At 65.0% G+C, this 22,182-nt stretch carries 29 protein-coding genes; 19 read left to right on the top strand and 10 right to left on the bottom strand.

Annotated elements, in window-relative coordinates; genetic code table 11:
• Positions 1-38: 38 nt before the first annotated feature.
• Positions 39-1,328, bottom strand: coding sequence for a tRNA uridine-5-carboxymethylaminomethyl(34) synthesis GTPase MnmE (gene mnmE / locus SSO01S_RS08690; protein WP_066798167.1), 1,290 nt, complete (start codon positions 1,326-1,328; stop codon positions 39-41).
• Positions 1,325-1,558, bottom strand: coding sequence for a DUF6489 family protein (locus tag SSO01S_RS08685; protein ID WP_066798165.1), 234 nt, complete (start codon positions 1,556-1,558; stop codon positions 1,325-1,327). Before SSO01S_RS08685 ends, mnmE begins: the two co-directional genes overlap by 4 nt.
• Positions 1,559-1,605: 47 nt before the next feature.
• Between SSO01S_RS08685 and SSO01S_RS08680 the strand changes: the two genes are divergently transcribed.
• Both SSO01S_RS08680 and SSO01S_RS08675 read left to right on the top strand, forming a co-directional pair.
• Positions 1,606-2,088 carry a methylated-DNA--[protein]-cysteine S-methyltransferase gene (locus SSO01S_RS08680; RefSeq protein ID WP_066798163.1) on the top strand — a complete coding sequence of 161 codons (483 nt, stop codon included), beginning with the start codon at positions 1,606-1,608 and terminating at the stop codon, positions 2,086-2,088.
• On the top strand, positions 2,085-2,780 hold the full coding sequence (locus tag SSO01S_RS08675) for a dienelactone hydrolase family protein (RefSeq protein ID WP_066798161.1): 696 nt from the start codon (positions 2,085-2,087) through the stop codon (positions 2,778-2,780). Before SSO01S_RS08680 ends, SSO01S_RS08675 begins: the two co-directional genes overlap by 4 nt.
• 62 nt (positions 2,781-2,842) lie before the next feature.
• Here SSO01S_RS08675 and SSO01S_RS08670 read toward each other — a convergent pair whose 3' ends face one another.
• From SSO01S_RS08670 to hemE, 4 genes are all read right to left on the bottom strand, one after another.
• Entirely contained in the window at positions 2,843-3,526 is a 684-nt protein-coding gene (locus SSO01S_RS08670) for a YjbE family putative metal transport protein (protein WP_066798159.1), read from the bottom strand.
• Positions 3,527-3,694: 168 nt separating this feature from the next.
• Positions 3,695-4,951, bottom strand: a complete 1,257-nt coding sequence (rho, locus tag SSO01S_RS08665; protein ID WP_066798154.1) for a transcription termination factor Rho — start codon at positions 4,949-4,951, stop codon at positions 3,695-3,697.
• 138 nt (positions 4,952-5,089) lie between these two features.
• Complete coding sequence (locus SSO01S_RS08660; RefSeq protein ID WP_066798152.1) at positions 5,090-5,542, bottom strand: CopD family protein; 453 nt, start codon at positions 5,540-5,542, stop codon at positions 5,090-5,092.
• Positions 5,539-6,552, bottom strand: coding sequence for a uroporphyrinogen decarboxylase (gene hemE, locus SSO01S_RS08655; RefSeq protein ID WP_066798150.1), 1,014 nt, complete (start codon positions 6,550-6,552; stop codon positions 5,539-5,541). The genes SSO01S_RS08660 and hemE overlap by 4 nt, the downstream gene beginning before the upstream one ends.
• Positions 6,553-6,861: 309 nt before the next feature.
• Here hemE and SSO01S_RS08650 point away from each other — a divergent pair, with 309 nt between their 5' ends.
• The 11 genes from SSO01S_RS08650 to SSO01S_RS08600 all read left to right on the top strand — a co-directional run bounded on the left by SSO01S_RS08650 (position 6,862) and on the right by SSO01S_RS08600 (position 13,618).
• On the top strand, positions 6,862-7,683 hold the full coding sequence (locus SSO01S_RS08650) for a pyruvate, water dikinase regulatory protein (protein WP_066798148.1): 822 nt from the start codon (positions 6,862-6,864) through the stop codon (positions 7,681-7,683).
• Positions 7,680-8,276: a Maf family protein gene (locus tag SSO01S_RS08645; RefSeq protein WP_083942922.1), complete on the top strand. Its 597-nt coding sequence runs from the start codon at positions 7,680-7,682 to the stop codon at positions 8,274-8,276. Before SSO01S_RS08650 ends, SSO01S_RS08645 begins: the two co-directional genes overlap by 4 nt.
• A complete protein-coding gene (gene aroE / locus SSO01S_RS08640) occupies positions 8,273-9,076 on the top strand; it encodes a shikimate dehydrogenase (protein ID WP_066798146.1) in 804 nt (267 codons plus the stop codon). Before SSO01S_RS08645 ends, aroE begins: the two co-directional genes overlap by 4 nt.
• Before the next feature lie 10 nt (positions 9,077-9,086).
• On the top strand, positions 9,087-9,680 hold the full coding sequence (gene coaE, locus SSO01S_RS08635) for a dephospho-CoA kinase (RefSeq protein WP_066798144.1): 594 nt from the start codon (positions 9,087-9,089) through the stop codon (positions 9,678-9,680).
• A gap of 7 nt (positions 9,681-9,687) precedes the next feature.
• Entirely contained in the window at positions 9,688-10,380 is a 693-nt protein-coding gene (dnaQ, locus tag SSO01S_RS08630; protein WP_066798143.1) for a DNA polymerase III subunit epsilon, read from the top strand.
• A gap of 52 nt (positions 10,381-10,432) precedes the next feature.
• Complete coding sequence (hpf, locus tag SSO01S_RS08625) at positions 10,433-11,020, top strand: ribosome hibernation-promoting factor, HPF/YfiA family (RefSeq protein ID WP_066798142.1); 588 nt, start codon at positions 10,433-10,435, stop codon at positions 11,018-11,020.
• A 16-nt stretch (positions 11,021-11,036) separates the two neighbouring features.
• Positions 11,037-11,504: a PTS sugar transporter subunit IIA gene (locus SSO01S_RS08620; RefSeq protein ID WP_066798140.1), complete on the top strand. Its 468-nt coding sequence runs from the start codon at positions 11,037-11,039 to the stop codon at positions 11,502-11,504.
• Positions 11,464-11,958 (top strand): PaaI family thioesterase, encoded by a 495-nt coding sequence (locus tag SSO01S_RS08615; protein WP_245646677.1) that lies wholly within the window; start codon positions 11,464-11,466, stop codon positions 11,956-11,958. The genes SSO01S_RS08620 and SSO01S_RS08615 overlap by 41 nt, the downstream gene beginning before the upstream one ends.
• Positions 11,958-12,296, top strand: coding sequence for a DUF1491 family protein (locus SSO01S_RS08610; RefSeq protein WP_066798134.1), 339 nt, complete (start codon positions 11,958-11,960; stop codon positions 12,294-12,296). Before SSO01S_RS08615 ends, SSO01S_RS08610 begins: the two co-directional genes overlap by 1 nt.
• 154 nt (positions 12,297-12,450) lie before the next feature.
• Positions 12,451-13,086 carry a cell wall hydrolase gene (locus SSO01S_RS08605; RefSeq protein ID WP_066798132.1) on the top strand — a complete coding sequence of 212 codons (636 nt, stop codon included), beginning with the start codon at positions 12,451-12,453 and terminating at the stop codon, positions 13,084-13,086.
• Between the two features lie 49 nt (positions 13,087-13,135).
• A complete protein-coding gene (locus SSO01S_RS08600; RefSeq protein WP_066798130.1) occupies positions 13,136-13,618 on the top strand; it encodes an MmcB family DNA repair protein in 483 nt (160 codons plus the stop codon).
• Here SSO01S_RS08600 and SSO01S_RS08595 read toward each other — a convergent pair.
• Positions 13,615-14,226, bottom strand: a complete 612-nt coding sequence (locus tag SSO01S_RS08595; RefSeq protein WP_066798411.1) for an ankyrin repeat domain-containing protein — start codon at positions 14,224-14,226, stop codon at positions 13,615-13,617. The genes SSO01S_RS08600 and SSO01S_RS08595 overlap by 4 nt on opposite strands.
• Before the next feature lie 71 nt (positions 14,227-14,297).
• Here SSO01S_RS08595 and SSO01S_RS08590 point away from each other — a divergent pair, with 71 nt between their 5' ends.
• Genes SSO01S_RS08590 through SSO01S_RS08580 form a run of 3 tightly spaced genes read left to right on the top strand, consistent with a single transcriptional unit; the run spans position 14,298 to position 15,996 of the window.
• Positions 14,298-14,894, top strand: coding sequence for an SCO family protein (locus SSO01S_RS08590; RefSeq protein WP_083942935.1), 597 nt, complete (start codon positions 14,298-14,300; stop codon positions 14,892-14,894).
• Positions 14,882-15,328, top strand: a complete 447-nt coding sequence (locus tag SSO01S_RS08585; RefSeq protein ID WP_066798128.1) for a YcgN family cysteine cluster protein — start codon at positions 14,882-14,884, stop codon at positions 15,326-15,328. Before SSO01S_RS08590 ends, SSO01S_RS08585 begins: the two co-directional genes overlap by 13 nt.
• Positions 15,325-15,996: a M48 family metallopeptidase gene (locus SSO01S_RS08580; RefSeq protein ID WP_066798126.1), complete on the top strand. Its 672-nt coding sequence runs from the start codon at positions 15,325-15,327 to the stop codon at positions 15,994-15,996. Before SSO01S_RS08585 ends, SSO01S_RS08580 begins: the two co-directional genes overlap by 4 nt.
• Here the strand turns inward: SSO01S_RS08580 and SSO01S_RS08575 are convergent.
• The 3 genes from SSO01S_RS08575 to SSO01S_RS08565 all read right to left on the bottom strand — a co-directional run bounded on the left by SSO01S_RS08575 (position 15,975) and on the right by SSO01S_RS08565 (position 19,114).
• On the bottom strand, positions 15,975-18,041 hold the full coding sequence (locus SSO01S_RS08575; RefSeq protein WP_439646560.1) for a transglycosylase domain-containing protein: 2,067 nt from the start codon (positions 18,039-18,041) through the stop codon (positions 15,975-15,977). The genes SSO01S_RS08580 and SSO01S_RS08575 overlap by 22 nt on opposite strands.
• A 143-nt stretch (positions 18,042-18,184) precedes the next feature.
• The gene (msrB, locus tag SSO01S_RS08570) at positions 18,185-18,580 is read right to left on the bottom strand and encodes a peptide-methionine (R)-S-oxide reductase MsrB (RefSeq protein WP_066798124.1); all 396 of its coding nucleotides are present in this window, start codon (positions 18,578-18,580) and stop codon (positions 18,185-18,187) included.
• Between the two features lie 33 nt (positions 18,581-18,613).
• Positions 18,614-19,114 (bottom strand): sterol desaturase family protein, encoded by a 501-nt coding sequence (locus tag SSO01S_RS08565; protein ID WP_066798121.1) that lies wholly within the window; start codon positions 19,112-19,114, stop codon positions 18,614-18,616.
• A gap of 118 nt (positions 19,115-19,232) precedes the next feature.
• On the opposite strand from SSO01S_RS08565, the gene sucC reads away from it, so the two are divergent.
• From sucC to SSO01S_RS08550, 3 genes are read left to right on the top strand one after another with little or no spacing between them, the layout of a single operon-like run.
• The gene (sucC, locus tag SSO01S_RS08560; protein ID WP_066798120.1) at positions 19,233-20,432 is read left to right on the top strand and encodes an ADP-forming succinate--CoA ligase subunit beta; all 1,200 of its coding nucleotides are present in this window, start codon (positions 19,233-19,235) and stop codon (positions 20,430-20,432) included.
• A 43-nt stretch (positions 20,433-20,475) separates the two neighbouring features.
• Positions 20,476-21,228 (top strand): electron transfer flavoprotein subunit beta/FixA family protein, encoded by a 753-nt coding sequence (locus SSO01S_RS08555; protein WP_066798115.1) that lies wholly within the window; start codon positions 20,476-20,478, stop codon positions 21,226-21,228.
• The gene (locus tag SSO01S_RS08550; protein ID WP_066798113.1) at positions 21,225-22,154 is read left to right on the top strand and encodes an electron transfer flavoprotein subunit alpha/FixB family protein; all 930 of its coding nucleotides are present in this window, start codon (positions 21,225-21,227) and stop codon (positions 22,152-22,154) included. Before SSO01S_RS08555 ends, SSO01S_RS08550 begins: the two co-directional genes overlap by 4 nt.
• Positions 22,155-22,182: the final 28 nt, after the last annotated feature.

The following is a 22,182-nucleotide window of genomic DNA, read 5'->3' as shown; positions in this document are numbered from 1 at the left end:
TGCGAGCGCGTGCGTCAAAACCGTTCCACGTGGAACATCTACTTTCCGATGCAGAAACGCCCGAACAATGCGTCAAGCATCGCTTCCACCCCGGCGCGACCGGTGATCGCATCAAATGCCCGAAGTGCCGTGCGCAGATGCTCGGCCACGAGAAGCAGGTCGGGTTCGGTGCCGATCGCGCGCAGCGCCGCCGCTGCGCTGAGGCTAAGCTCCCGCTGCCGGGCGTTCAGCGCGACCATATCGGGCGGCGGGAGCAGTGCCTGGGACAGCTCTGCCAATCGATGCCAGAGCGCATCGATCCCAGCACCCGTGGCGGCGGAGATCGGAAGCGCCGCGTCGCGGGCCGCCGCCCTGCCCGGTTCATCGGCGCGGGCATGGAGCCAGATCGTCGCGGGATGCGGCGGCGGTGGATCGTCCCCGAGCCACAGGATGATGTCCGCCGCCTCCAGCGCGTCGCGCGTCCGGGCGATGCCGATCTCCTCGATCGCGTCGCCGGGTGCCGCATTGAGCCCCGCCGTATCGGTGAGCAGATAGGCAACCCCACCCCGCACCACCGGCGCCTCGATCCGGTCGCGCGTCGTACCCGCAATGTCAGAGACGATCGCAGCGTCGCGTCCGGTGAGCGCGTTGAGCAAGGTGGACTTGCCGGCATTGGGAGGTCCGGCCAGCACCACGCGCAGCCCGTCGCGCAGCCGCTCGACCGGCGGGCGCCCTGCGACTATGGCAATTTCATCCGCAAGCTTTGCCGCCGCCGCGCGAATCCCCGGAAGCGGATCGGGTCCCGCCGCGACATCATCCTCGTCACCATGATCGAGCAGCGCCTCGACCTGCGCCGAAATCCCGAGCGCGCGAGTCGTCCAGCCTTCGACCTCACGCCGGACGGCACCTTCGGCCGAACGGATCGCCACCCGCCGCTGTGCCTCGGTCTCCGCCATCAGCAGATCGCCCAGCCCTTCCGCCTCGCTCAGGTCGATCCGGCCATTGGCCAGCGCGCGCCGGGTGAATTCGCCGGGCTCGGCAGCGCACAGGCCGGGGATAGCGGCAAGCGATTCCTCTACCGCGCGAACCACCGCCCTGCCGCCGTGCAAGTGAAGTTCGGCCAGATCTTCGCCCGTCGCGCTCGCCGGTCCCGGAAACAGCAGCACCAGGGCGCGATCGAGCAGATCGCCCGTCGCTGGGTCGCGAAGCGCGCGCAGGGCGGCGGCGCGCGGCTGCGGCAGGCTTCCGGCAAGATCGAGGACCGCCGCGAACGCGCCCGGACCGCTCAACCGCATGATGGCGATCGCGGCAGGCGGCGCGCCGCTCGATACCGCGAAGATCGTGCTCACTTGCCCGGCTTGGCCCCGGCTTCGAACAAGCCCTTCCAGAAGTTCATCCCGGCATCGCCCATCGGCGACCAGCTTTGCACAAGCTGCTGGAAAGCTTCAGGATTCGTCTGCTGCTGCACTGCCTCCATCATTACCTTGACGTAAGCGTCGTGCACCGGAGTCAGATCGGGGAGACCGATGAAGCGCCGCGCTTCTTCCGGCGTGCAATCGACTTCGACGTTGATCTTCATGTCTCGTCCCCGCTTGAGTGAAGCCGCGCGGCTGCTAGGCTCAATGCATGACCTATGCGCGCGACATGGCCGTTCTGACAACGCCCATCGGACCGGTGCGCATCCAGGGCGATGCCGCGACGATCCACGCGATCCATATCCTGACCGAGCACGAAGCGCCGCGCCGGGGGGACGGCCCCGCCGTCATCGCGGCGGCCGAGCAATTGGAGGCGTGGTTCGAAGGCGCGCTCCAGCGTTTCGACCTGGCGCTGGCCCCGCCTGCCACGCCGCGCGGGCTGGCGCTCCGCCAGGGCCTGATCGATGTGGGCTATGGCGAGACGGTGACCTATGGCGCGCTGGCGCAGCGGCTGGGCTCCGCATCGCGCGCGATCGGCCAGCTTTGCGCGCGCAACCCCTTCCCGATCATCGTGCCGTGCCACCGGGTTTTATCCTCCGGCGGACGCGAGAATTATTCGGCGGGCGAAGGCCCCAAGACCAAATCCTGGCTGCTCGATCATGAGCGCCGTCATTCCGGAAAGACCCTGTTATGACCATGATATCCATCGATACGATCGACGGAAGCGGAAGCTTCCAGGCCTATGTCGCCGAACCCGCGGGCGCGCCGCGCGCGGCGATCGTGGTGATCCAGGAGATTTTCGGGGTGAATGCGGGCATTCGCGAGAAATGCGACCTGCTGGCCGCTGATGGCTATCTCGCTATCGCGCCGGACCTGTTCTGGCGGCTGGAGCCGGGTGTCGAGCTCGATCCCGATGTTCCCGAACAGTTTCAGACCGCACTGGAGCTGATGGGCAAGTTCAACCAGGATGCGGGCGTGCGCGATATCGAAGCGACGATCCGCGCGGCGCGCGCCAGGACCGGCGGCAAGAAGGTGGGCGTTGTCGGCTATTGCCTGGGCGGGCGGCTGGCCTTCATGACCGCGACGCGCACCGATGCCGATGCCAGCGTGGGCTATTATGCGGTGGGGATCGACGGTCTGCTGGGCGAGAAGCACGCAATCGCCCGGCCGGTGCTGCTCCACATCGCCGGTGCCGACCATTTCGTGACTCCCGACATCCAGGCGGCGATGCATGCCGGGCTGGACGATCATCCCAGGGTGACGCTGGCGGATTATCCGGGCGAGGATCACGGCTTTGCGACGCAGACCGGCAAGCGCCGCTCGGAAGCCGCAGCACAGCAGGCCGATGCCCGGACGGCGGCGTTCTTTGCGGAGCATCTCGGCTGATAAAAAAGGGGCGGCGGTCCGGCAGGACCCCCGCCCCTATCTTTCCCATCGCCCGATGCGGCTCAGGCGAGGAGCCGGAGCAGCCCGACATCGTGATCGACGATCCCCGAATAGACCATCGTCACCGCGACATAGACGATCACCAAAAGGCCGACCCAGGCGATCCAGCGATAGCGCTCGATATATTGGGCGATGATGTTAGCAGCGACGCCCATCAGCGCGACGGCGATGACCAGCCCGACCATCAGGATGCCCGGGTGCTCGCGGGCGGCACCGGCCACCGCGAGCACATTGTCCAGGCTCATCGAAACATCGGCGATGGCAACCGCCCAGGCGGCAGCGGCAAAGCTCTTGGCGGGCTTGAGGCCGCTATGCTCGTCGCCGACGATTTCGGGCGAACCCGGGCTCTGCTCACCGCCGCCATGGCCGATCTCGCGGTACATCTTCCACGCCACCCAGAGCAGCAGCACGCCGCCGGCGAAGATCAGCCCGACAATCTGCATGAGCTGGGTGACGACGAGCGCAAAGCCGATGCGCAGCACCAGCGCGGCAACGATGCCGATCAGGATCACCTTCTTGCGCTGATCGGCGGGAAGGCCCGCAGCGAGCGCGCCGATGACGATGGCGTTGTCGCCCGCCAGCACGATATCGATCAGGATCACCTGGCCGAAGGCGAGCCACGCAGTGGCGCTGCCCGCGAACAGGCCGGCAAAGTCGCTGACGATATGCGCCCAGATCTCGTTCATCGCGTTCCCTTTTGTTGGCTACCCCAAAGCCGCTTGGGCCGCAGGGGTCAAGCCTGTGCGCTCAACGCAGGCGAACGCGATTCCGTCGCATGGCCGCATAAAGGAAAGGCGACGCTCGCGCTGCGCGAACGTCGCCATGAACTCCCTTGGCTATGATGCTGATTTCGCTCAGCTGTTCATGCTGTCGAAGAAATCCTCGTTGGTCTTGGAATCCTTCATCTTGTCGAGCAGGAATTCCATCGCGTCGATCGTGCCCATCTGCATGAGGATGCGGCGCAGCACCCACATCTTGGAAAGCTTGGTCTTGTCGACCAGCAGCTCTTCCTTGCGGGTGCCCGACTTGCCGACGTCGAGCGCCGGGAAGATGCGCTTGTCCGCCACCTTGCGATCGAGGACGATTTCCGAGTTGCCGGTGCCCTTGAACTCTTCGAAGATGACTTCGTCCATGCGGCTGCCGGTGTCGATCAGCGCGGTGGCGATGATCGAGAGCGAACCGCCCTCTTCGATGTTGCGCGCGGCGCCGAAGAAGCGCTTGGGGCGCTGGAGCGCGTTCGCGTCGACACCGCCGGTCAGCACCTTGCCCGACGACGGGACGACGGTGTTGTAGGCGCGGCCAAGGCGGGTGATCGAGTCGAGCAGGATGACCACATCCTTCTTGTGCTCGACCAGGCGCTTGGCCTTTTCGATAACCATTTCAGCGACTTGCACGTGGCGAGTGGCGGGTTCGTCGAAGGTGGAGGAAACGACCTCGCCCTTCACCGAGCGCTGCATGTCGGTCACTTCCTCGGGGCGCTCGTCGATCAGGAGAACGAGGAGGAACACCTCGGGATGGTTCTCGGTGATCGCCTTGGCGATGTTCTGGAGCATCACCGTCTTGCCGACGCGCGGCGGCGCGACGATCAGCGTACGCTGGCCCTTGCCCTGCGGCGAGACGATATCGATGACGCGCGCCGACTTGTCCTTGCTGGTCGGATCGAGCGTATCGAGCGTCAGCTTGCTCTCGGGATAGAGCGGCGTGAGATTGTCGAAATTGACGCGGTGGCGGACCGCATCGGGATCATCGAAATTGACCGAGACGAGCTTGGTCAGCGCGAAATAGCGCTCGCCGTCCTTGGGGCCGCGGATCTCGCCTTCGACCGTGTCGCCGGTGCGCAGACCGAATTTGCGGACCTGGTTGGGCGAGACATAGATATCGTCGGGGCCGGCCAGGTAATTGGCCTGCGGGCTGCGCAGGAAGCCGAAACCATCGGGCAGCACTTCGATCGTGCCCTCGCCCATGATCTGGTCGCCATTATCGGCCTGGGTCTTGAGGATCGCGAAGAGCAGGTCCTGCTTGCGAAGCGTCGAGGCGCTTTCCACGCCGAGCTCCTCGGCCATGTTGACCAGCTCTGCCGGCGCCTTTTTCTTGAGTTCTTTGAGATGCATGAGAGCGTCCGGATTTATCTTGGGGGAAGAGCGTCGGTCGGCGCGATGCGCGGGACAAATCGATGCTGGAAGGAATGCACCGGTGGGACCCGGCACACCCACGCGAATTAGGAGCGCGTGCCCCCCAAGTCAACTGGCTCAGAAGGGCCTTACGACCGCCAATATCACGATTGCGATGACCGCCACCGCAGGCACTTCGCCAATCATCCGGAGCGTTCGTGAAGCGATCGGACCATGGCCCTTCGCCAGCCCCTTTGAATAGGCCACCGCCCAGCCGTGGAATCCCGACAGCCCCAGCACGAGGAGCAGCTTGGCGTGGAGCCAGCCGAGCCCCGCCGCGCCACCGAACAAACCAAGGTTCACGGATAGTGCCAGCCCCAGAAGCCATACGATGACGATGGAGGGGCTAAGGATCATCCGGCGGAGCAATTCCTCGCGGCGAACCCAATCGGCCGCCTGCGGGCTTCCCAGCGCCTCCTGATGATGGACCAGATAGCGCGGGAACAGGAAGAGTCCCGCCATCCAGAAGGTCACGAAGATGATGTGCGCGGCCTTGACCCACAAATATGCGCCGCCGAGCCAGCCGATCATCCCCGAATCCTCCGCAACAGATGCTCGACCCGGTCGATCGGCGTATCCTGCTGGATGCCGTGGCCGAGATTGAATACGTGCGGCCGTCCGGCAAAGGCGGCAAGGATCCGGTCGATCGCTGAATCGAGCGTCGATCCGCCGGCGATGAGCGCCAGCGGATCGAGGTTGCCCTGCACCGGCAAGTCTTCGGGCAGCTCGGCATTCGCCCATGCCGGATCGACCGTTTCATCGAGCCCGATCGCATCGACGCCGGTTTCCCGCGCATAGGCAGCGAGCTTGCCGCCCGCGCCCTTGGGGAATCCGATCACCGGAACCTTGCCCCTGAACGCGGCGGCGATCCGCGCATTGGGGGCGATCACCCATTGCTCGAACTGCGCGGGAGACAGGCTGCCCGCCCAGCTGTCGAACAACTGGATCGCTTCGACGCCCGCATCGATCTGGCCCTGCAGATAGACGATGGTACACTCTGTGATCTTGTCCACCAGAGCCTGCATCAGACCGGAATCGGCATAGGCCAGACGGCGCGCCTCGGCCTGCTCGCGGCTCCCCTGTCCCGCGATCATATAGGTGGCAACGGTCCAGGGACTGCCGGCAAAGCCCAGAAAGGTGACCGCAGGATCGAGCACGGCCTTCACACGGCGCACCGTTCCATACACGGGATCGAGCGCCGCCATATTTGGGGCCAAGCCGTCCAGCACCTCGCGGGCAACCAGCTTTGGCGCCAGCCGGGGCCCCTCGCCGGTCTCGAACCAGAGATCCTGGCCCAGAGCGAGCGGCACCATCAGGATATCGGAAAACAGGATAGCGCCATCCATGCCGAAGCGGCGGATCGGCTGGAGCGTGATCTCGGCTGCCGCCGCGCTATCATTGACCAGCGCGAGGAACCCGCCTTTCTCTGCACGAAGCGCGCGATATTCGGGAAGATAGCGCCCCGCCTGACGCATCAGCCAGACGGGAGGAACCTCCTGTCGAACACCCTGGAGAGTCGCGAGCAATGGCTTGGCAGGCACCGGTCTGGCCTCTTTCTATTACTATAAAGAAGAGAATCTAGAGATTGTTGTAAGCAGTAGGGACGTGGAAGCCGGGGCTTATGCAATCGCCCCGGGATTGCCAACAATTTGACTCCGCGAGCGCCGCAGACTCGCTGGGATTCGCGATTTTGCTCCCCATTTTCCACAGGCTGTGGACCGGAACCTGGGGCTGGGGATTCGTTGTGGACGAATCAGGAGCGAATTGACCGGATTCGGGGCGCTTGGGTTCCGCGTCAGGTTGCGCTAGCGGCTGTGCATGCGCTTTTCCACAGATCGACCCACAGCGGCATGAAGCTCCACCTCCACCTGCTCTCCGATTCCACCGGCGAGACGCTGGAGAATATCGCCAAGGCCGCGCTTGCCCAGTTCGACGATGTCGAGCCGCAGCGCCATTTCTGGCCGATGGTGCGCAGCGAAGCGCATCTCGAGCGCATCCTTGCCGAAATCGCGCAGAATCCGGGGCTGGTGATCTTCACGCTGGTGAACAGCGAGACGCGCCGCACGCTGGAGAGCCGTTGCCGCGCGATGGGCCTGCCCGCGATCGCGCCGCTCGATCCGGTGAGCCATGCATTGTCGAACCTGCTCGGCCAGGAGGCCAAGGCGCGGCCGGGGCGGCAGCATACGTTGGACGCCGCTTATTTCGCCCGCGTCGATGCGATCCAGTTCACCATCGCGCATGACGACGGCGTCGGCTGGGAGAATTGGGAAGAGGCCGATATCGTCCTCGCGGGCGTCTCGCGTTCGTCCAAGACGCCGACGTCGATCTATCTCGCCAATCGCGGATTCAAGACCGCCAATATCCCGATCGTGGTCGAATCGCCTCCCCCGGCCGCGCTTTACAATCTCAAGCATCCCCTGGTTGTGGGCCTGACGACGAGCGCCGATCGGCTGGTCGCGATCCGCCGCAATCGGCTGCTGTCGCTCAATGAAGCGACCGAGACCAACTATGTCGATCAGGATTCGGTGCAGCGCGAGCTGGCATATGCCCGGCGGATGTTCGCCGATAATGGATGGCCGGTGATCGACGTTACGCGGCGATCGATCGAGGAAACTGCGGCGGCGATCATCCAATTGTGCACCGAACGCACGCTGGCGAAGAGCGCAGGATGAAGCTGGTCCTCGCCTCGCAAAGTGCCTCGCGCCGGGCAATGCTCGACGCGGCCGGCGTGCCGTATGAAGCCGTTGCCGCGCAGGTGGACGAGCTTTCCGCGAAGGAATCTCTGCTCGCGGGCGGCATGTCCCCGCGTGACCTTGCCGATGCGCTGGCCGAACTCAAGGCGCTCAAGGTTTCGCGCCTGGCACCTGGCGCGCTGGTGCTGGGAAGCGATTCGCTGGTGGCACTGGCCGATGGCAGCCTGCTCGACAAGCCGGAAAGCCGCGATCAGGCGGCCGATCATCTCCGCCGCATGTCGGGCGCGACGCATGACATCTATAGCGCCGCTGTGATCGCCGAGGGCGGACAACCGGTGTGGCGGTTCGTCGATCGCGCCAAATTGCATGTCCGCACGCTGAGCGAAGCGTTCATCCAATCTTATCTGGACGGGGAATGGCCGGCGATCAGCGGATGCGTCGGCTGCTTCCGGATCGAGGGTCCGGGCGTCCAGCTCTTCAGCAAGGTCGAAGGCAGCCATTTCACCATCCTGGGCATGCCGCTGCTGCCGGTGCTCGATTATTGCCGCACGCGAGGAATTCTGACGTCATGATCTATGCCGAAGTGATCGGCGATCCGATCAGCCACTCGAAATCGCCGGCGATTCATGGCTTCTGGCTGAAGGCGCTGGGCATCGAGGCCGAGTATCGCGCGGCGCATGTGAAACCCGACGGGCTCGCCGCCTATTTCGCGGCGCGCAAGGCAGATCCGGACTGGCGCGGATGCAACATCACGATTCCGCACAAGCAGGCGGCGCTCGATCTGGTCGAGGATCGCGGCGGGGTGCGCGCGTCGATCGGCGCGATCAACACGGTGATCCGCGAAGGCGATGCTCTGATCGGCACCAACACCGATGCCGGGGGATTCTACACGCCGATCGCGGGGCTCGATCTTCAAGGCCGTGACGTTGTGGTGATCGGTGCCGGGGGCGCCGCGCGCGCGATCCTCTTTGCCCTGTCCCGGCTGGATGTGGCGCGCGTTACGATCCTCAACCGCAACGTGCTCAAGGCCGCCGCCTTGCTCTCCAGCTTCGGATTGAAGGGCGATGCCGTGCCGCTTGGCGCGCCGCTTCCGCCCGCCGCTCTGCTCGTCAATGCAAGCGCGCTGGGGATGCAGGGCCAGCCCCCGCTCGCGATCGATCTGTCGCCGCTGCCCGACGACGCGGTCGTCTATGACATCGTCTATGCCCCGCTGGAGACCGAGCTGCTGGCGCAGGCGCGGGACCGCGAACTCGATACCGTCGACGGGCTCGATATGCTGATCGGCCAGGCTGCGCTGGCGTTCGAATTGTTCTTCGGTGCCGAGCCGCCGCGCGACCGCGACGAGGAATTGCGCGCGATTCTGACGTCATGAGGATCGGCGCATGATCGTGCTTGGCCTCACCGGATCGATCGGCATGGGCAAGTCCACCGTCGCCGCGATGTTCGCCGACGCCGGCGTGCCGGTGTTCGATGCGGATGCCGAGGTGCACCGGCTGCAGGGTCCCGGCGGCGCACTGGTTCCCGCGATCGAGGCGCAATTTCCCGGAACGACGGGGCCCGGGGGAGTCGATCGCGGCGCGCTCGGCGAAGCGGTCGTCGGCAATGCGGAGGCATTCAGGCGACTCGAAGCGCTGGTCCATCCGGCGGTTGCGCAATCGCGTGCGGCATTCCTGGAGTCGCACCGCGCCGCGCCGCTGGTCGTCCTGGACATACCCTTGCTGTTCGAGGCGGGGGGGTGGCAGGCGGTTGACCGTATCGCGGTGGTCTCAGCCCCTGCCGATGTCCAGCGTGCCCGGGTCCTTTCCCGCCCCGGCATGACCGAGGCGCGCTTCGAAGCTATCCTCGCCAAGCAACTGCCCGATGAAGAGAAACGCGCGCGCGCCGATTTCATCATCGATACCGGCGCGCCGCTTGAGGACACGCGTGTGCAGGTAAATCGCCTGATCGCTTGCCTCGTGACGCCGCGAGGAGGATAAGGCTCGCATGCGTGAAATCGTGTTCGATACCGAAACCACCGGGCTAAGCTTCCCGGGCGGCGACCGGATAGTCGAGATCGGGTGCGTCGAGCTCCACAATCGCGTCATGACCGGGCGCACCTTCCATGCTTATATGAATCCCGGACGGCCGATGCCGATCGAGGCGTTCAACGTCCACGGGCTTTCGGATCGCTTCCTTTCGGACAAGCCGGCCTTTCACGAGGTGGTCGAGGATCTGCTCGAATTTCTGGGGGACAGTCCCCTGGTTGCGCACAATGCGAGCTTCGACTTCGGCTTTCTGAACGGCGAGCTGGGTCTTTGCGGACGGCCGCATTGCGGCCCCGACCGGATGATCGACACGCTGAGCATCGCGCGCGTGAAGCATCCCGGCGCCAAGCATACGCTGGATGCCTTGTGCTCGCGCTACGGCGTCGATCTGAGCCAGCGCACATTGCATGGTGCGTTGCTCGACGCGCAATTGCTGGCGCAAGTCTATGTCGAGTTGACCGGCGGGCGGCAGATCACGCTCGGCCTTGCGGAGGATGCGCCGGTGATGCGCGAAACCCCGGCCGAACATTCCACTCGGGTCCATGTACGACCGGCCCGACTTTTTGCTGCATCTGACACGGAACTTGCGCGCCACGCAGCCTTTCTCTCTGGGATAGAGGAGCCGCTCTGGGGCAGTGCCGCGTCTGGTTGACGGACCAGGCAGGCATACCTAGGTCGCGCCCTCGCAACGGCGGAGGTAATAAATGGATATCCGGGTTTCTGGGCACCAGGTTGATACGGGCGAAGCGCTGAAGGCGCAGGTCACCGAACGGCTGCAGGCCATCGCCGACAAATATTTCTCGCGCGCGATTTCCGCGCATGCGACGTTCGGCAAGGGCCCGCATGATCACGGCTTCACCAGCGATATCGTGATGCACGTCATGCAGGGGCTGGTGCTCAAGGCATCCAATACCGGCCAGAAGGCGGAGGGCGCATTCGATGGCGCTGCCGACCGGATCGACAAGCAGCTGCGCCGCTACACGCGCCGGCTCAAGGATCGCCAGGCCGGTGCGGTCGCAGCCTTCAACGAGAACGGCGCGTACGATAATGCCGGCTATACCTTGTTCCGCGAGGAGCCCGAGACGGAGGAGGTGGCGGATTCCCCGCTCATCATCGCCGAAACGCGCGTCGATGTGCCCGAGGCTTCGGTATCGGATGCGGTGATGATGCTCGATTTGCGCAATACCAATGCGCTGCTCTTCAAGAATAGCGGCACGGGCGCACACAACATGGTCTATCGCCGCGGCGACGGCACGATCGGCTGGGTCGAACCCAATCGCGCATCGGCCTGATTCCATCGAGCATCCTATGACCGAAATTAGCGATCTGCTTGTGCCGGAGGCGGTTGTCGCCGGCATGAGCGCCTCGACCAAGAAGGCGCTGTTCCAGCAACTCGGCGCGGCGGCGGCAAAGGCCTATGGCCTCGATGCGGGCGCCGTGGCTGCGGCGCTGGCCGAACGCGAGCGGCTGGGATCGACCGGATTTGGCGGCGGGATCGCGATCCCGCATGCCAAGCTCGATTCGCTCAAGCGCGTTTGCGGCGTGTTTGCCCGGCTGAGCAAGCCGGTCGATTTCGCGGCCATCGACGATATGCCGGTGGATGTGGTGTTCATGCTGCTCTCGCCCACGGGCGCAGGTGCCGAACATCTCAAGGCGCTGGCCTGTGTCTCGCGCAAGCTGCGCGATCGTGCGATCGCCGCGAAGCTCCGCGGAGCGGCTACGAACGACGCGATCTTTGCCCTGCTCGCTGGCGTCGAGGCGCGGGACGCTGCCTGATTCCACGCCAACCGGGGCCGAGGCGCATTTCCGCGCGCTCGAATCGCTTTATGCGGCCGCGCCGATCAACCGCCTGTTCGATTCGGTGCTGGAGATTCCCGAAGGCGGCGTCGCGCGTATCCGCTTTGCAGTCGACAGCCGCTATTTCCATGCGGCCGGGGCGGCGCACGGCACCAGCTATTTCAAGATGCTCGACGACGCGGCCTTTTATGCCGCGAACAGCCTGGTCACCGATCGTTTCCTGCTGACCACCGCGTTCAACCTGCTTTTCACCAAGCCGCTCACCGATGGCCCGGTGATCGCCGAAGGCCGGTGGGTGAGCGGGCAGCGCCGCGTGTTCGTGGCCGAGGCGCGGCTGATCGATGCGTCGGGCGAGGAAGCGGCACGGGGAACGGGCACGTTCATGCGCTCGCGCATCCCGCTCGCGGGACTTCCGGGCTACCGGCCGGACTGATGGCGCGGCTCGCCAGCGGCGTGATGGTCAGCGCGTTGATCCGCGCCGCGGAGCAGGCCGGCGGATCGGCAATGGTGTTGGCGAAGGGAGACCCGACCGCGGGCGGGATCCTGTTGTTAACCATGGACCGCGGCACGAATCCGCGATTTTTCGAGCGGGGACTGGGCCCAGGCGGCGAACCCGCGCTTATTCCTGCCGGTCCTGCCATTATTACCGGCGATCAGGACGCTGGCGACTATTGGCAGCGGCGGCACGCGCGCGATTCCGATCTGTGGGTGATCGAACTGGATATCCCGTCAGGAGAACGGTTCGCCGCTGAAACGATGGGTTTCGATTGACATTGTGCGGCTGCGAAGAGAAGGCGCGCGCACTTTAAACGCGTTGTGCCGGGCGGGGTCAGAGGTCGAACGGTTACGCAGTCGGGGGGAAGCCCGGCGGCCCATAACATAAACGGGGCCGTTCCGCGCACCAACCGCATAATAACGATTGAAAATGAAGTTCATGCCACGCGCCGCGCTTCTCGCGGCTGTGACTTTTTGCGCTGGCGCAATCGCAGACGCCGCGCCGCTCGAAACGAGCTCGAGCCAGGACGCCGTCGTCCAGGCATTGAACACCCAGAATAGCAAATTGGTTCCCGCGCCTCAGGCAACGGTGGCCGCGGCTCCCCACTCGGGTGAGATCGTGCAGCCCCTTCCCGCTGCGGATGAAGACCAGGATTTCGCCACGCTTTCGGCGGCAGTTGCAGCGCAGGACGCGCACGCATTGCCCGATAGCGAGCTGCACTGCCTTGCCGTCGGCGTCTATTTCGAAGCGAAGGGCGAGCCGCTCGCCGGCCAGCTCGCAGTCGCCGAAGTGATCCTCAACCGCACCACCTCCGGCCGCTTTCCGCGCACCGTCTGCTCGGTGCTCACGCAGCGCGGACAATTCTCGTTCGTGCGCGGCGGCCGCGTCCCGACGCCGCCGGCCAATGCGCAGTGGCGCAAGGCGCTTGCAGTGGCGCAGGTCGCGCAGAAGGAATTGTGGGAATCGCCGGCCGCTGACGCCCTTTATTTCCACGCCCGCTATGTCAGCCCCGGCTGGAAGCGCGCGCGCGTCGGCACCATCGGAAACCACGTTTTCTATCGCTGATCGGAGCGCGGGACTTTTCCGCGTTCCCAAAATGTTCTAACAGCCGGGGATGACCTCTCCGGCTGTTTTGACGTCTGAGCCCGCCCTTGTCGCTGGCGATGTCGCGCGTGGCGTCACGCGGATGCTGCTCGCGCACGATTGCGTGGCCATCGCCGAAGTGCCGCTCGACGGGGGCCGTCGCGCCGATCTGATGGCGATCGATTCGCGCGGCAACATCGTCATCGTCGAGATCAAGGTGTCGCGCGCCGATCTGCTCGGCGATTGCAAGTGGAACGATTATCTGGCGCATTGCGATCGCTTCTTCTGGGCCGTGCCCGAAGGGTTCGATCTGCGCCCCCTTGAACAGGAATGCTTCCTGCCCGCGCGCGCAGGCATCATCGTGGCCGATCGCTATGGCGCGGCTGTCGTCCGTGAAGCGGCGACGGTGCCGCTTTCCACGCCGTCGCGCAAGAAATGCACGCTCGCTTTCGCCCGCCGCGCGGCGCGCAGGGTGATCAATCTGCTCGACCCGGAGGCCGAGCAGGGCTTTTAGAGCTTGGGTCCGGCGGCCGGGGCGCCGCGCTGGACGCGGGGCGCAGCCGCGAGCAGCTTGGCGATGGCGGGCCAGCGGGTGGCTTCACGCGCATAGTCGCGGGCGGACTTGCCCGTCACATTATCGGTGCGATCGGGATCGGCGCCCGCCTTCAGCAGGGCTTCGACAATGTCCACATTGCGCGATTCCTGCACGGCGCGGATCAACGGCGTCTCGCCGCTGGCGTTCGGCAGATCCACATTGGCCTTGTAGCGCAGGAGGATTTCGACGCCTTCCTGCCAGCCGCGGCTGGCGGCGATGTTCAGCGCGGTGTTGCCGCGGCGATCCTGAAGGTTGGGATTGCAGTCATCCTGCTGCAGCAGCACGCGCAGATAGAGCGAATCATTGCGGGCTGCGACGATGTGCAGCGCGCCCTCGCCGGTCTGGCGGTCCTTCACATTGACGATGCGGCGGGACTTGTCCTCAAGGAAGCCGTTGACCTTCGTGCCGTCCTGCGAGCGGATGGCCTGGAGGAAATCATAGCTGTCCGATTTCTGCTGCGCCGCCGCCGGGGCAGCCGTCATCAGGAATAATGCCGCAGCGGCGGCGCCGAATACGCGACCCTTCATCGAATTCAAAACCCCCGAACAGGCATGGAAACTTGCAAGCGCGCTCCTACCAGATCATGGCTGGCCGCGCCATGAATAGGATATTTCAGTTCGTTGCAGCCTCTGCGCTGCTTTCGCTCGCCGCCTGCGGTGCGGTTCCCCGGCAGGAGCTTCCCAAACAGGAGCCGCCGCTGGCCGGAGCGCGGATCGGCGGAGCGTTCACGCTTACCGATCAGAACGGCAGCCCGCGGCGCGACGTGGATTTTGCCGGCAAATGGCGCATCGTCTATTTCGGCTACACCTATTGCCCCGATATCTGCCCGACCGACATGCTCAAGCTCGGCCAGGCGATGAAGCTTCTCGACAAGGAAAATCCGGCGATTGCCGCCAAGGTTGCGCCTATCTTCATCTCGGTGGATCCCGAGCGCGACACGCCGCCGGTGCTCAAGCAGTTCGTCGGGCAGTTTCACCCGCGCTTCACCGGGCTCACCGGAAGCCTGGAGGCGATCACCCAGGTCGCGAAGGACTATGCGGTGGCGTTCCGCAAGGAACCGGCGGGCGAGAGCTATCTGATCGGTCACACCCAGATCGCCTATCTGATGGACGGCGAAGGCAAGCCGATCACCTCGCTTCCGCTCGAAAAGGATGCGAGGGCGATCGCCGACGAAGTGAAGCATTGGGTCCAGTGAGCGGCGGGCGCTTCTGGGAAGATACGCCGCTGGAGAAGCTGGACCGCGCGCAGTGGGAGGCGCTGTGCGACGGCTGCGGCAAATGCTGCCTCCACAAGCTGGAGGATGAGGAAACCGGCGACCTGCACGCGACAAACGTTGCATGCCGTCTGCTCGACAGGCGGATGGGGCGCTGCTCCGACTATAAACATCGGCATGCCTATGTTTCCGAATGCGTGCGGCTGAACGTCAACAATGTCCGCAGCATCGAATGGCTTCCCAGCACCTGCGCCTACCGCCTCCGCGCCAACAATGAACCGCTGCCCTCCTGGCACTATCTGGTGTCGGGCGATCCCGAATCCGTGCACGTAGCAGGCGAATCCACGCGGGGCTGGACGGTAAGCGAGGACGATGCCGGCGATTTCGAGCACCATCTGGTGGATCGCAAGCTGTGAGCCAGGAGGTCGAGGTCGTGCGCAACGCGCGATCCCGACGGATGCGGCTGGCGGTCGACCCCAGATCGGGCGCGGTTCGGCTGACGCTGCCCCCGCGCGCATCGCTTCGCAAGGGGCTGGCATGGGCCGAGGAGCAGGCGGCATGGATCGCCAGTCAGCGCGCCAAGCTGCCCCAATCCCGGCCGTTCGCGCCGGGCGCGCGAATCCCGTTCGAGGATGACGAGATCGAAATCGTCTGGCCCGCCACGACGGGGCGGATCCCCCGGCTCGATGGCGATCGCCTGCTTTGCGGGGGGCCGCGCGAGGGACTGGAGCGCAGAGTCGAACGCTGGCTGAAGGCGGAGGCGCTGCGCATCCTGAGCGAAGAAACCGCCGAATATGCCCAACGCGCCGGTGTCGGCGTCACCAGGGTAGCGATCGGCGATGCGAAGGGTCGCTGGGGCAGTTGCGCCGCTTCGGGGTCCATCCGCTATAGCTGGCGGCTGATCCTGGCGCCCAGCCTGGTGCGCCGCGCGACCGTAGCCCATGAAGTCGCGCACCGCATCCACATGAACCACGGCGCGGCGTTCCACCGGCTTGTCGAGCAATTGTTCGAAGCGGACCCTACGCCGCAGCGCAACTGGCTACGCCGCCACGGGGCCGCGCTTCACTGGATCGGGCGTTCCTGACCGCCGCCGCCGCGCGCAGGCTCTTCGCGCGCGCCCGATGGAGCCGGGATATTCTGCCGCGGAGGAGGTGCACGCGTCGGCGCGGGCTGTTGCTGTTGCGAGGGCGGGCCCTTGGGCTCGTTGCCCGTCATCCGGTCCAGCCAGTCCTGATCGAGCCGATCGCCTTCGGGTACGCCGGGCGCGCCCTGATCCTGTTCGATCGGATTGCCATCCGCATCGACGAACAGGCGGTTGTCCGGCGCTTCGTAATAGGCATTGTCTTCGGGTTCGATCTGCCATTCGGGCAGCGTGACCTTGGTCTCGAACTGCTCGACCGGGCGGCGCGCGACGGCCTTGGCCATGAAATTCTGGAAGGCGCGCGCGGGCGCGGTGCCGCCCTGCAGCCCGGGCACGACCTTTGCGTCGTCGCGGCCCATCCATACGCCGGTGGTAAGGCCGGAAGAGAAGCCGACGAACCAGCCGTCCTTGTTGGACGTGGTCGTGCCTGTCTTGCCAGCGACCGGGCGTCCGATCTGCGCCGCGCGGCCGGTGCCCGTCGCTACTGCGGTTTGCAGCAGATCGGTCATCTGCGCCGCCACATAGGGCGCGACCAGGACATGGCTGGTATCGACTTCGTGCTGGTAGATCACCGCGCCATTCGCCGTCACCCGGGTGATGCCATAGGGCTGCACCGCCACGCCCTTGTTGGCGACCGATGCGAAGGCGCGGGTCATGTCGATCAGCCGCACGTCGGACGTGCCGAGCACCATCGCGGGATGCGTGTCGACCGGCGTGGTAATCCCAAAGCGCCGCGCCATATCGGCGATCGCGCCAAAGCCGATTTCCTGGCCCAGCTTCGCGGCGACGGTGTTGATCGAATAGGCAAAGGCGCTCCGGAGCGTCATCTCGCCCGAATTGCGGCCGGAGGAGTTGCGCGGCGTCCATCCCCGGATCGTCACCGGTTCGTCGATCACCATGTCGTCGGCCCGGTGCCCGGCCTCCAGAGCGGCCAGATAGACGAACAGCTTGAACGCCGACCCCGGCTGCCGTGTCGCCTGAGTCGCGCGGTTGTAGATCGAGGAGACATAGTCCTTGCCCCCGACCATCGCACGCACCGCGCCGTCGCGATCGAGGCTGACCAGAGCGCCCTGCGCTGCTCCGGGGGTGTTCGCGCGAATCGCATCGTCGGCGGCGCGCTGCATGCCGAGATCGAGTGTAGTCCACACTTCGAGCGGCGCATCGGTCTCGTCGATCAGCACTTCGAGCTGGGGCAGCGCCCAGTCGGTGAAATAGCGGACGCTGTTCTGCTTGGGTTCGGGCGCGAGCTTGACGAGGCGCGGATCGGTCGCCTCGGCGGTCGCCTCGCTGATCTTGCCGGTCTCCGCCATCACCTTGAGCACCACGCTCGCGCGGCCGACCGCGGCTTCGGCATCGGCGGTGGGCGAATAATGCGAAGGCGCCTTGACCAGCCCGGCGATGATCGCCGCCTCGGCAAGCGACAGCCGGTCAGCCGAATGGCCGAAGAATTTGCGGCTGGCGGCATCGATCCCATAGGCGCCGCCGCCGAAATAGACCTTGTTCAGATAGAGCTCGAGAATCTGGTCCTTGGTGAACTTGCGCTCCATCGCGAGCGCCAGCACGGCTTCGCGAAGTTTGCGCATGTACGATCGGTTTGATGACAGGAAAACGTTTCGCGCGAGCTGCTGGGTGATCGTCGAAACCGCGCTCACCCGTCCCTTGCGGTCCAGGCTGTTGCTGATCCCGCGCGCGATGCCCCACGGATCCACGCCCCAGTGCGATTCGAAGCGACGATCCTCCACCGCGATCATCGCGTCCTTCATCTGCTGCGGAATCTTGTCGTAGCTGATCCATTCGCCATAGCTCGGCCCCATCGAGACCAGCACCGTGCCGTCCACGGCGTGGACGCGGATCATCTGGCCGTTGGGCGAGGATTTGAGCTCTTCGAAGGTCGGCAGCGACGAGCGCGTCGAAAAGACGGCGATCAGCAGCGCGATGAAGGCGAGCAGGCCAAAGCCCGCCGCGCCGATGCCGCCCCAGAAGCCGATCCGCTTCCATTTGGCTGAATCGCGCCACCAGGGCTTGCTGCGGATGATGACGGGAAGGTTTGAGGCCACGGCGGGGGATTAAGCCCTAATGTTACGGCCCACAAGCGCGGGCGGATCAGCGCGCAATTAGCCCGCCGCCCGTTTCAATCGCGTGAACGGAAATCCATGCTCACCGAATTGATGCAATAGCGCAGCCCGGTCGGTGGCGGGCCATCGGGGAACACATGCCCCTGATGCCCGTCGCAGCGCGCGCAGCGGACTTCGACTCGGGTCATCCCGTGGCTGGTATCGGCATGCTCGACCACATTTTCGGGCGCGATCGGATTGGTGAAGCTCGGCCATCCGGATCCAGAATCGAACTTGTCGGCGCTGTCGAACAATTCGAGCTTGCAGCCCGCGCACAGATAGACGCCGTCCGCCTTGTTATCGGTGAAGCGTCCGGCAAAGGCGCGCTCGGTGCCGGCTTCGCGCAGCACATGATATTGCTCGGGCGTGAGCCGCTTGCGCCACTCCGATTCGGACAGGTTCAGATGCTCCATGGTGCAAGCATGTGTGCCTCCGCACCCGCTTCGTCAATCCGAGTTTGTAACGGGCCGGATCGATCCGCCGCGCTCCTTCAGCTGGCGCTTGAGCACATCCGGGGCCGGGGCCCAGAGGAATCCGAAGCTCACCGCACCGCGCTTGCTCTCCACCGCATGATGGAGCCGGTGCGCCTGCACGATCCGCTTCATGTAAGGCGAGCGCGCCACATAGCGGTGGGGCAGGCGCTGATGGACGATAATGTCATGGAATCCGAAATAGATCGCGCCATAGCCCGCAATCCCCGCGCCGATCCACGCAAAGCCAGGCCACCAGCCCAGATGGACGCCGCCATAAAGCAGCACGATCGAGGGCAGCGCAAAGATCACCGCGTAGAGATCGTTGAGTTCCCAATTGCCGGTGCGCGGGCGATGATGGCTGGCGTGGAGAAACCAGCCGGGTCCGTGCATCACCCAGCGATGCATCACATACGCAAAGCCCTCCATCGCAAGGAGAGTCGCCAGAAACAGAAGCAGGCCGGACGCGATGTGCATCCTCTATATATAGCTAAGCTTTGCTGCACCTGCGAGGCCGAAGGGGTGGATTCGGCTCTTCGGCTGTGCTTTAGGCGAGCCACATTCCCGATCTTCGAAAAGCAAGGGTGCGTTTCCCATGAACATTCACGAATATCAGGCCAAGGAATTGCTGGCCAAGTACGGCGCGCCGATCGCAGCCGGCCACGCTGCCTTCACGGTGGAAGAAGCGGTGGAAGCCGCCAAGCAGCTTCCCGGGCCGCTTTATGTCGTGAAATCGCAGATTCATGCGGGCGGTCGCGGCAAGGGCAAGTTCAAGGAACTGGCTCCTGAGGCGAAGGGCGGCGTTCGCCTTGCCTTCAGCCTCGATGAGGTGCGCGCGCACGCGGCCGACATGCTGGGCAACACGCTGGTGACGGTGCAGACCGGCGAGGCGGGCAAGCAGGTGAACCGCCTATACATCACCGATGGCGCGGACATCGCCAAGGAATTCTACCTCGCATTGCTCGTCGATCGCACGAGCAGCCGCATCGCCTTCGTCGTCTCGACCGAGGGCGGCATGGACATCGAGGAAGTCGCGCATTCGACCCCCGAGAAGATCCACACCTTCAGCGTCGATCCCGCGACCGGCTTCATGCCGCATCACGGCCGTGCGGTCGCCAACGCACTGGGCCTGAAGGGCGACCAGGCCAAGCAGGCCGCCAAGGTGGCCGGCGCGCTGTATAAGGCATTCGAGGCGACCGACGCCTCGCAGATCGAGATCAACCCGCTCGCGCTCACCGAGCAGGGCAATCTCCTCGTGCTCGACGCCAAGGTCGGCTTCGACGGCAATGCGCTGTTCCGCCACAAGGACCTGATGGAGCTGCGCGACGAGACCGAGGAAGATCCGGCCGAGCTGGAAGCCTCGAAGTACGACCTCGCCTATATCAAGCTCGACGGCGATATCGGCTGCATGGTCAACGGCGCCGGCCTCGCCATGGCGACGATGGATATCATCAAGCTCAACGGCATGTTCCCGGCCAACTTCCTCGACGTGGGCGGCGGCGCGAACAAGGAGAAGGTGACGGCGGCGTTCAAGATCATCCTCAAGGATCCGAACGTGAAGGGCATCCTGGTCAACATCTTCGGCGGCATCATGCGCTGCGACATCATCGCAGAGGGTATCGTCGCCGCGGCCAAGGAAGTGAACCTCTCGGTTCCGCTGGTCGTCCGCCTCGAAGGCACCAACGTCCAGCAGGGCAAGGACATTCTCGCCAATTCGGGCCTGCCGATCGTGGCGGCCAACGATCTCGGCGACGCGGCGGAGAAGATCGTCGCGGAAGTGAAGCAGGTGGCCTGAGCCTGCCCCTCCCCAGGAACGGTTCGGAGCATAGGAGAGTGGCATGAAGGTCTTGGTACCGGTCAAGCGAGTGCTTGATTACAATGTGAAGCCGCGTGTGAAGGCGGATGGGACGGGCGTCGATCTGGCGAACGTGAAGATGAGCATGAACCCGTTCGACGAGATAGCGGTGGAAGAAGCGATCCGCCTGAAGGAAAAGGGCGCGGCCAGCGAAGTGGTGGTGGTGACGATCGGCGTGGCCAAGGCCGAGACCGACGTGCTGCTCACCGCGCGCGCCATGGGCGCGGACCGTGCGATCCTGATCGCGACCGATGACGAGGTCGAGCCGCTGGGCGTCGCCAAGCTGCTGAAGGCGGTGTGCGACGAGGAGCAGCCGGGCCTGGTGATCCTGGGCAAGCAGGCGATCGACGATGACAGCAACCAGACCGGCCAGATGCTGGCGGCCCTGCTCGGCTGGCCGCAGGGCACGTTCGCGTCGAAGGTTGAAGTGAATGGCGACCGCGTTGCCGTCACCCGCGAAGTCGATGGCGGTCTCGAAACCGTCGATCTCAAGATCCCCGCGATCGTGACCACCGATCTTCGCCTCAACGAGCCGCGCTATGCGACGCTGCCGAACATCATGAAGGCCAAGTCCAAGCCGGTCGCGAAGAAGACGGTCGCGGATTACGGCGTGGACGTGAGCCTGCGGCTCAAGACGCTCAAGGTGGTCGAGCCTGCCAAGCGCTCGGCCGGCATCAAGGTGCCCGACGTGGATACGCTGGTTGCGAAGCTCAAGGAAATGGGAGTCGCCAAATGAAGACGCTCGTCTGGGTCGAACACGACAACGCATCCGTCAAGGACGCTACCCTCGCCGTCGTCACGGCGGCTGCGAAGCTGGGCGAAGTGCACCTCCTCGTCGCCGGTTCGGGCTGCGCTGCGGTTGCCGCTGAAGCCGCGAAGATCGCAGGCGTCGGCAAGGTCCACCTGGCCGACGATGCCAGCCTCGCCAATGCGCTGGCCGAGAACGCAGCGCCGCTGATCGCCGGGCTGATGGACAGCCATGACGCCGTGCTGTTCCCCGCCACCTCGAACGGCAAGAACATCGCGCCGCGCGTCGCGGCCCTGCTCGACGTGATGCAGATCAGCGACATCCTGTCGGTCGAGAGCGCCGACACGTTCACGCGCCCGATCTATGCGGGCAATGCGATCGCCACCGTGCAGACCAGCGACAAGAAGCTGGTGATCACCGTGCGCGGCACCGCCTTCGCCAAGGCGGACGCGACCGGCGGCAGCGGCACGGTGGAAGCCGTCAGCGGTGCCAGCGATGCAGGCATCTCGAAGTTCGTAAGCGCGGAGATCGCCAAGTCCGAACGCCCCGAGCTGACCAGCGCCAAGGTGATCGTCTCGGGCGGCCGCGCGCTCCAGAACAGCGAGAACTTCCACTCGATCATCGAGCCGCTTGCCGACAAGCTCGGTGCCGCGGTCGGCGCATCGCGCGCCGCGGTCGATGCAGGCTATGTGCCCAACGACTATCAGGTCGGCCAGACCGGCAAGATCGTCGCGCCCGAGGTCTATATCGCGGTCGGCATCTCCGGCGCGATCCAGCATCTCGCTGGCATGAAGGACTCCAAGACGATCATCGCGATCAACAAGGACGAAGACGCCCCGATCTTCCAGGTCGCAGACATCGGCCTGGTCGGCGACCTGTTCAAGATCGTCCCGGAGCTGACCGAGAAGCTCTGAGGCTATCTTGAATCTCGAGGAACATGGG

Source organism: Sphingomonas soli NBRC 100801, assembly GCF_001591025.1.
In the GTDB taxonomy this organism is placed as follows: Bacteria; Pseudomonadota; Alphaproteobacteria; order Sphingomonadales; family Sphingomonadaceae; genus Sphingomonas; species Sphingomonas soli.
Note: the sequence above shows the minus strand (reverse complement) of the source record. Positions and strands in the feature narration are given on the sequence as shown.

Coding starts and splice junctions, on each gene's coding strand:
- SSO01S_RS08620 (WP_066798140.1), top strand. CDS start 11,037: ATGACCGAAATTAGCGATCTGCTTGTGCCGGAGGCGGTTGTCGCCGGC.
- SSO01S_RS08645 (WP_083942922.1), top strand. CDS start 7,680: ATGAAGCTGGTCCTCGCCTCGCAAAGTGCCTCGCGCCGGGCAATGCTC.
- SSO01S_RS08675 (WP_066798161.1), top strand. CDS start 2,085: ATGACCATGATATCCATCGATACGATCGACGGAAGCGGAAGCTTCCAG.
- SSO01S_RS08590 (WP_083942935.1), top strand. CDS start 14,298: ATGAATAGGATATTTCAGTTCGTTGCAGCCTCTGCGCTGCTTTCGCTC.
- coaE (WP_066798144.1), top strand. CDS start 9,087: ATGATCGTGCTTGGCCTCACCGGATCGATCGGCATGGGCAAGTCCACC.
- SSO01S_RS08610 (WP_066798134.1), top strand. CDS start 11,958: ATGGCGCGGCTCGCCAGCGGCGTGATGGTCAGCGCGTTGATCCGCGCC.
- SSO01S_RS08680 (WP_066798163.1), top strand. CDS start 1,606: ATGACCTATGCGCGCGACATGGCCGTTCTGACAACGCCCATCGGACCG.
- SSO01S_RS08685 (WP_066798165.1), bottom strand. CDS start 1,558: ATGAAGATCAACGTCGAAGTCGATTGCACGCCGGAAGAAGCGCGGCGC.
- SSO01S_RS08650 (WP_066798148.1), top strand. CDS start 6,862: ATGAAGCTCCACCTCCACCTGCTCTCCGATTCCACCGGCGAGACGCTG.
- hpf (WP_066798142.1), top strand. CDS start 10,433: ATGGATATCCGGGTTTCTGGGCACCAGGTTGATACGGGCGAAGCGCTG.
- SSO01S_RS08600 (WP_066798130.1), top strand. CDS start 13,136: ATGACCTCTCCGGCTGTTTTGACGTCTGAGCCCGCCCTTGTCGCTGGC.
- aroE (WP_066798146.1), top strand. CDS start 8,273: ATGATCTATGCCGAAGTGATCGGCGATCCGATCAGCCACTCGAAATCG.
- SSO01S_RS08660 (WP_066798152.1), bottom strand. CDS start 5,542: ATGATCGGCTGGCTCGGCGGCGCATATTTGTGGGTCAAGGCCGCGCAC.
- SSO01S_RS08605 (WP_066798132.1), top strand. CDS start 12,451: ATGAAGTTCATGCCACGCGCCGCGCTTCTCGCGGCTGTGACTTTTTGC.
- SSO01S_RS08550 (WP_066798113.1), top strand. CDS start 21,225: ATGAAGACGCTCGTCTGGGTCGAACACGACAACGCATCCGTCAAGGAC.
- SSO01S_RS08670 (WP_066798159.1), bottom strand. CDS start 3,526: ATGAACGAGATCTGGGCGCATATCGTCAGCGACTTTGCCGGCCTGTTC.
- dnaQ (WP_066798143.1), top strand. CDS start 9,688: ATGCGTGAAATCGTGTTCGATACCGAAACCACCGGGCTAAGCTTCCCG.
- SSO01S_RS08565 (WP_066798121.1), bottom strand. CDS start 19,114: ATGCACATCGCGTCCGGCCTGCTTCTGTTTCTGGCGACTCTCCTTGCG.
- SSO01S_RS08595 (WP_066798411.1), bottom strand. CDS start 14,226: ATGAAGGGTCGCGTATTCGGCGCCGCCGCTGCGGCATTATTCCTGATG.
- SSO01S_RS08555 (WP_066798115.1), top strand. CDS start 20,476: ATGAAGGTCTTGGTACCGGTCAAGCGAGTGCTTGATTACAATGTGAAG.
- rho (WP_066798154.1), bottom strand. CDS start 4,951: ATGCATCTCAAAGAACTCAAGAAAAAGGCGCCGGCAGAGCTGGTCAAC.
- msrB (WP_066798124.1), bottom strand. CDS start 18,580: ATGGAGCATCTGAACCTGTCCGAATCGGAGTGGCGCAAGCGGCTCACG.
- sucC (WP_066798120.1), top strand. CDS start 19,233: ATGAACATTCACGAATATCAGGCCAAGGAATTGCTGGCCAAGTACGGC.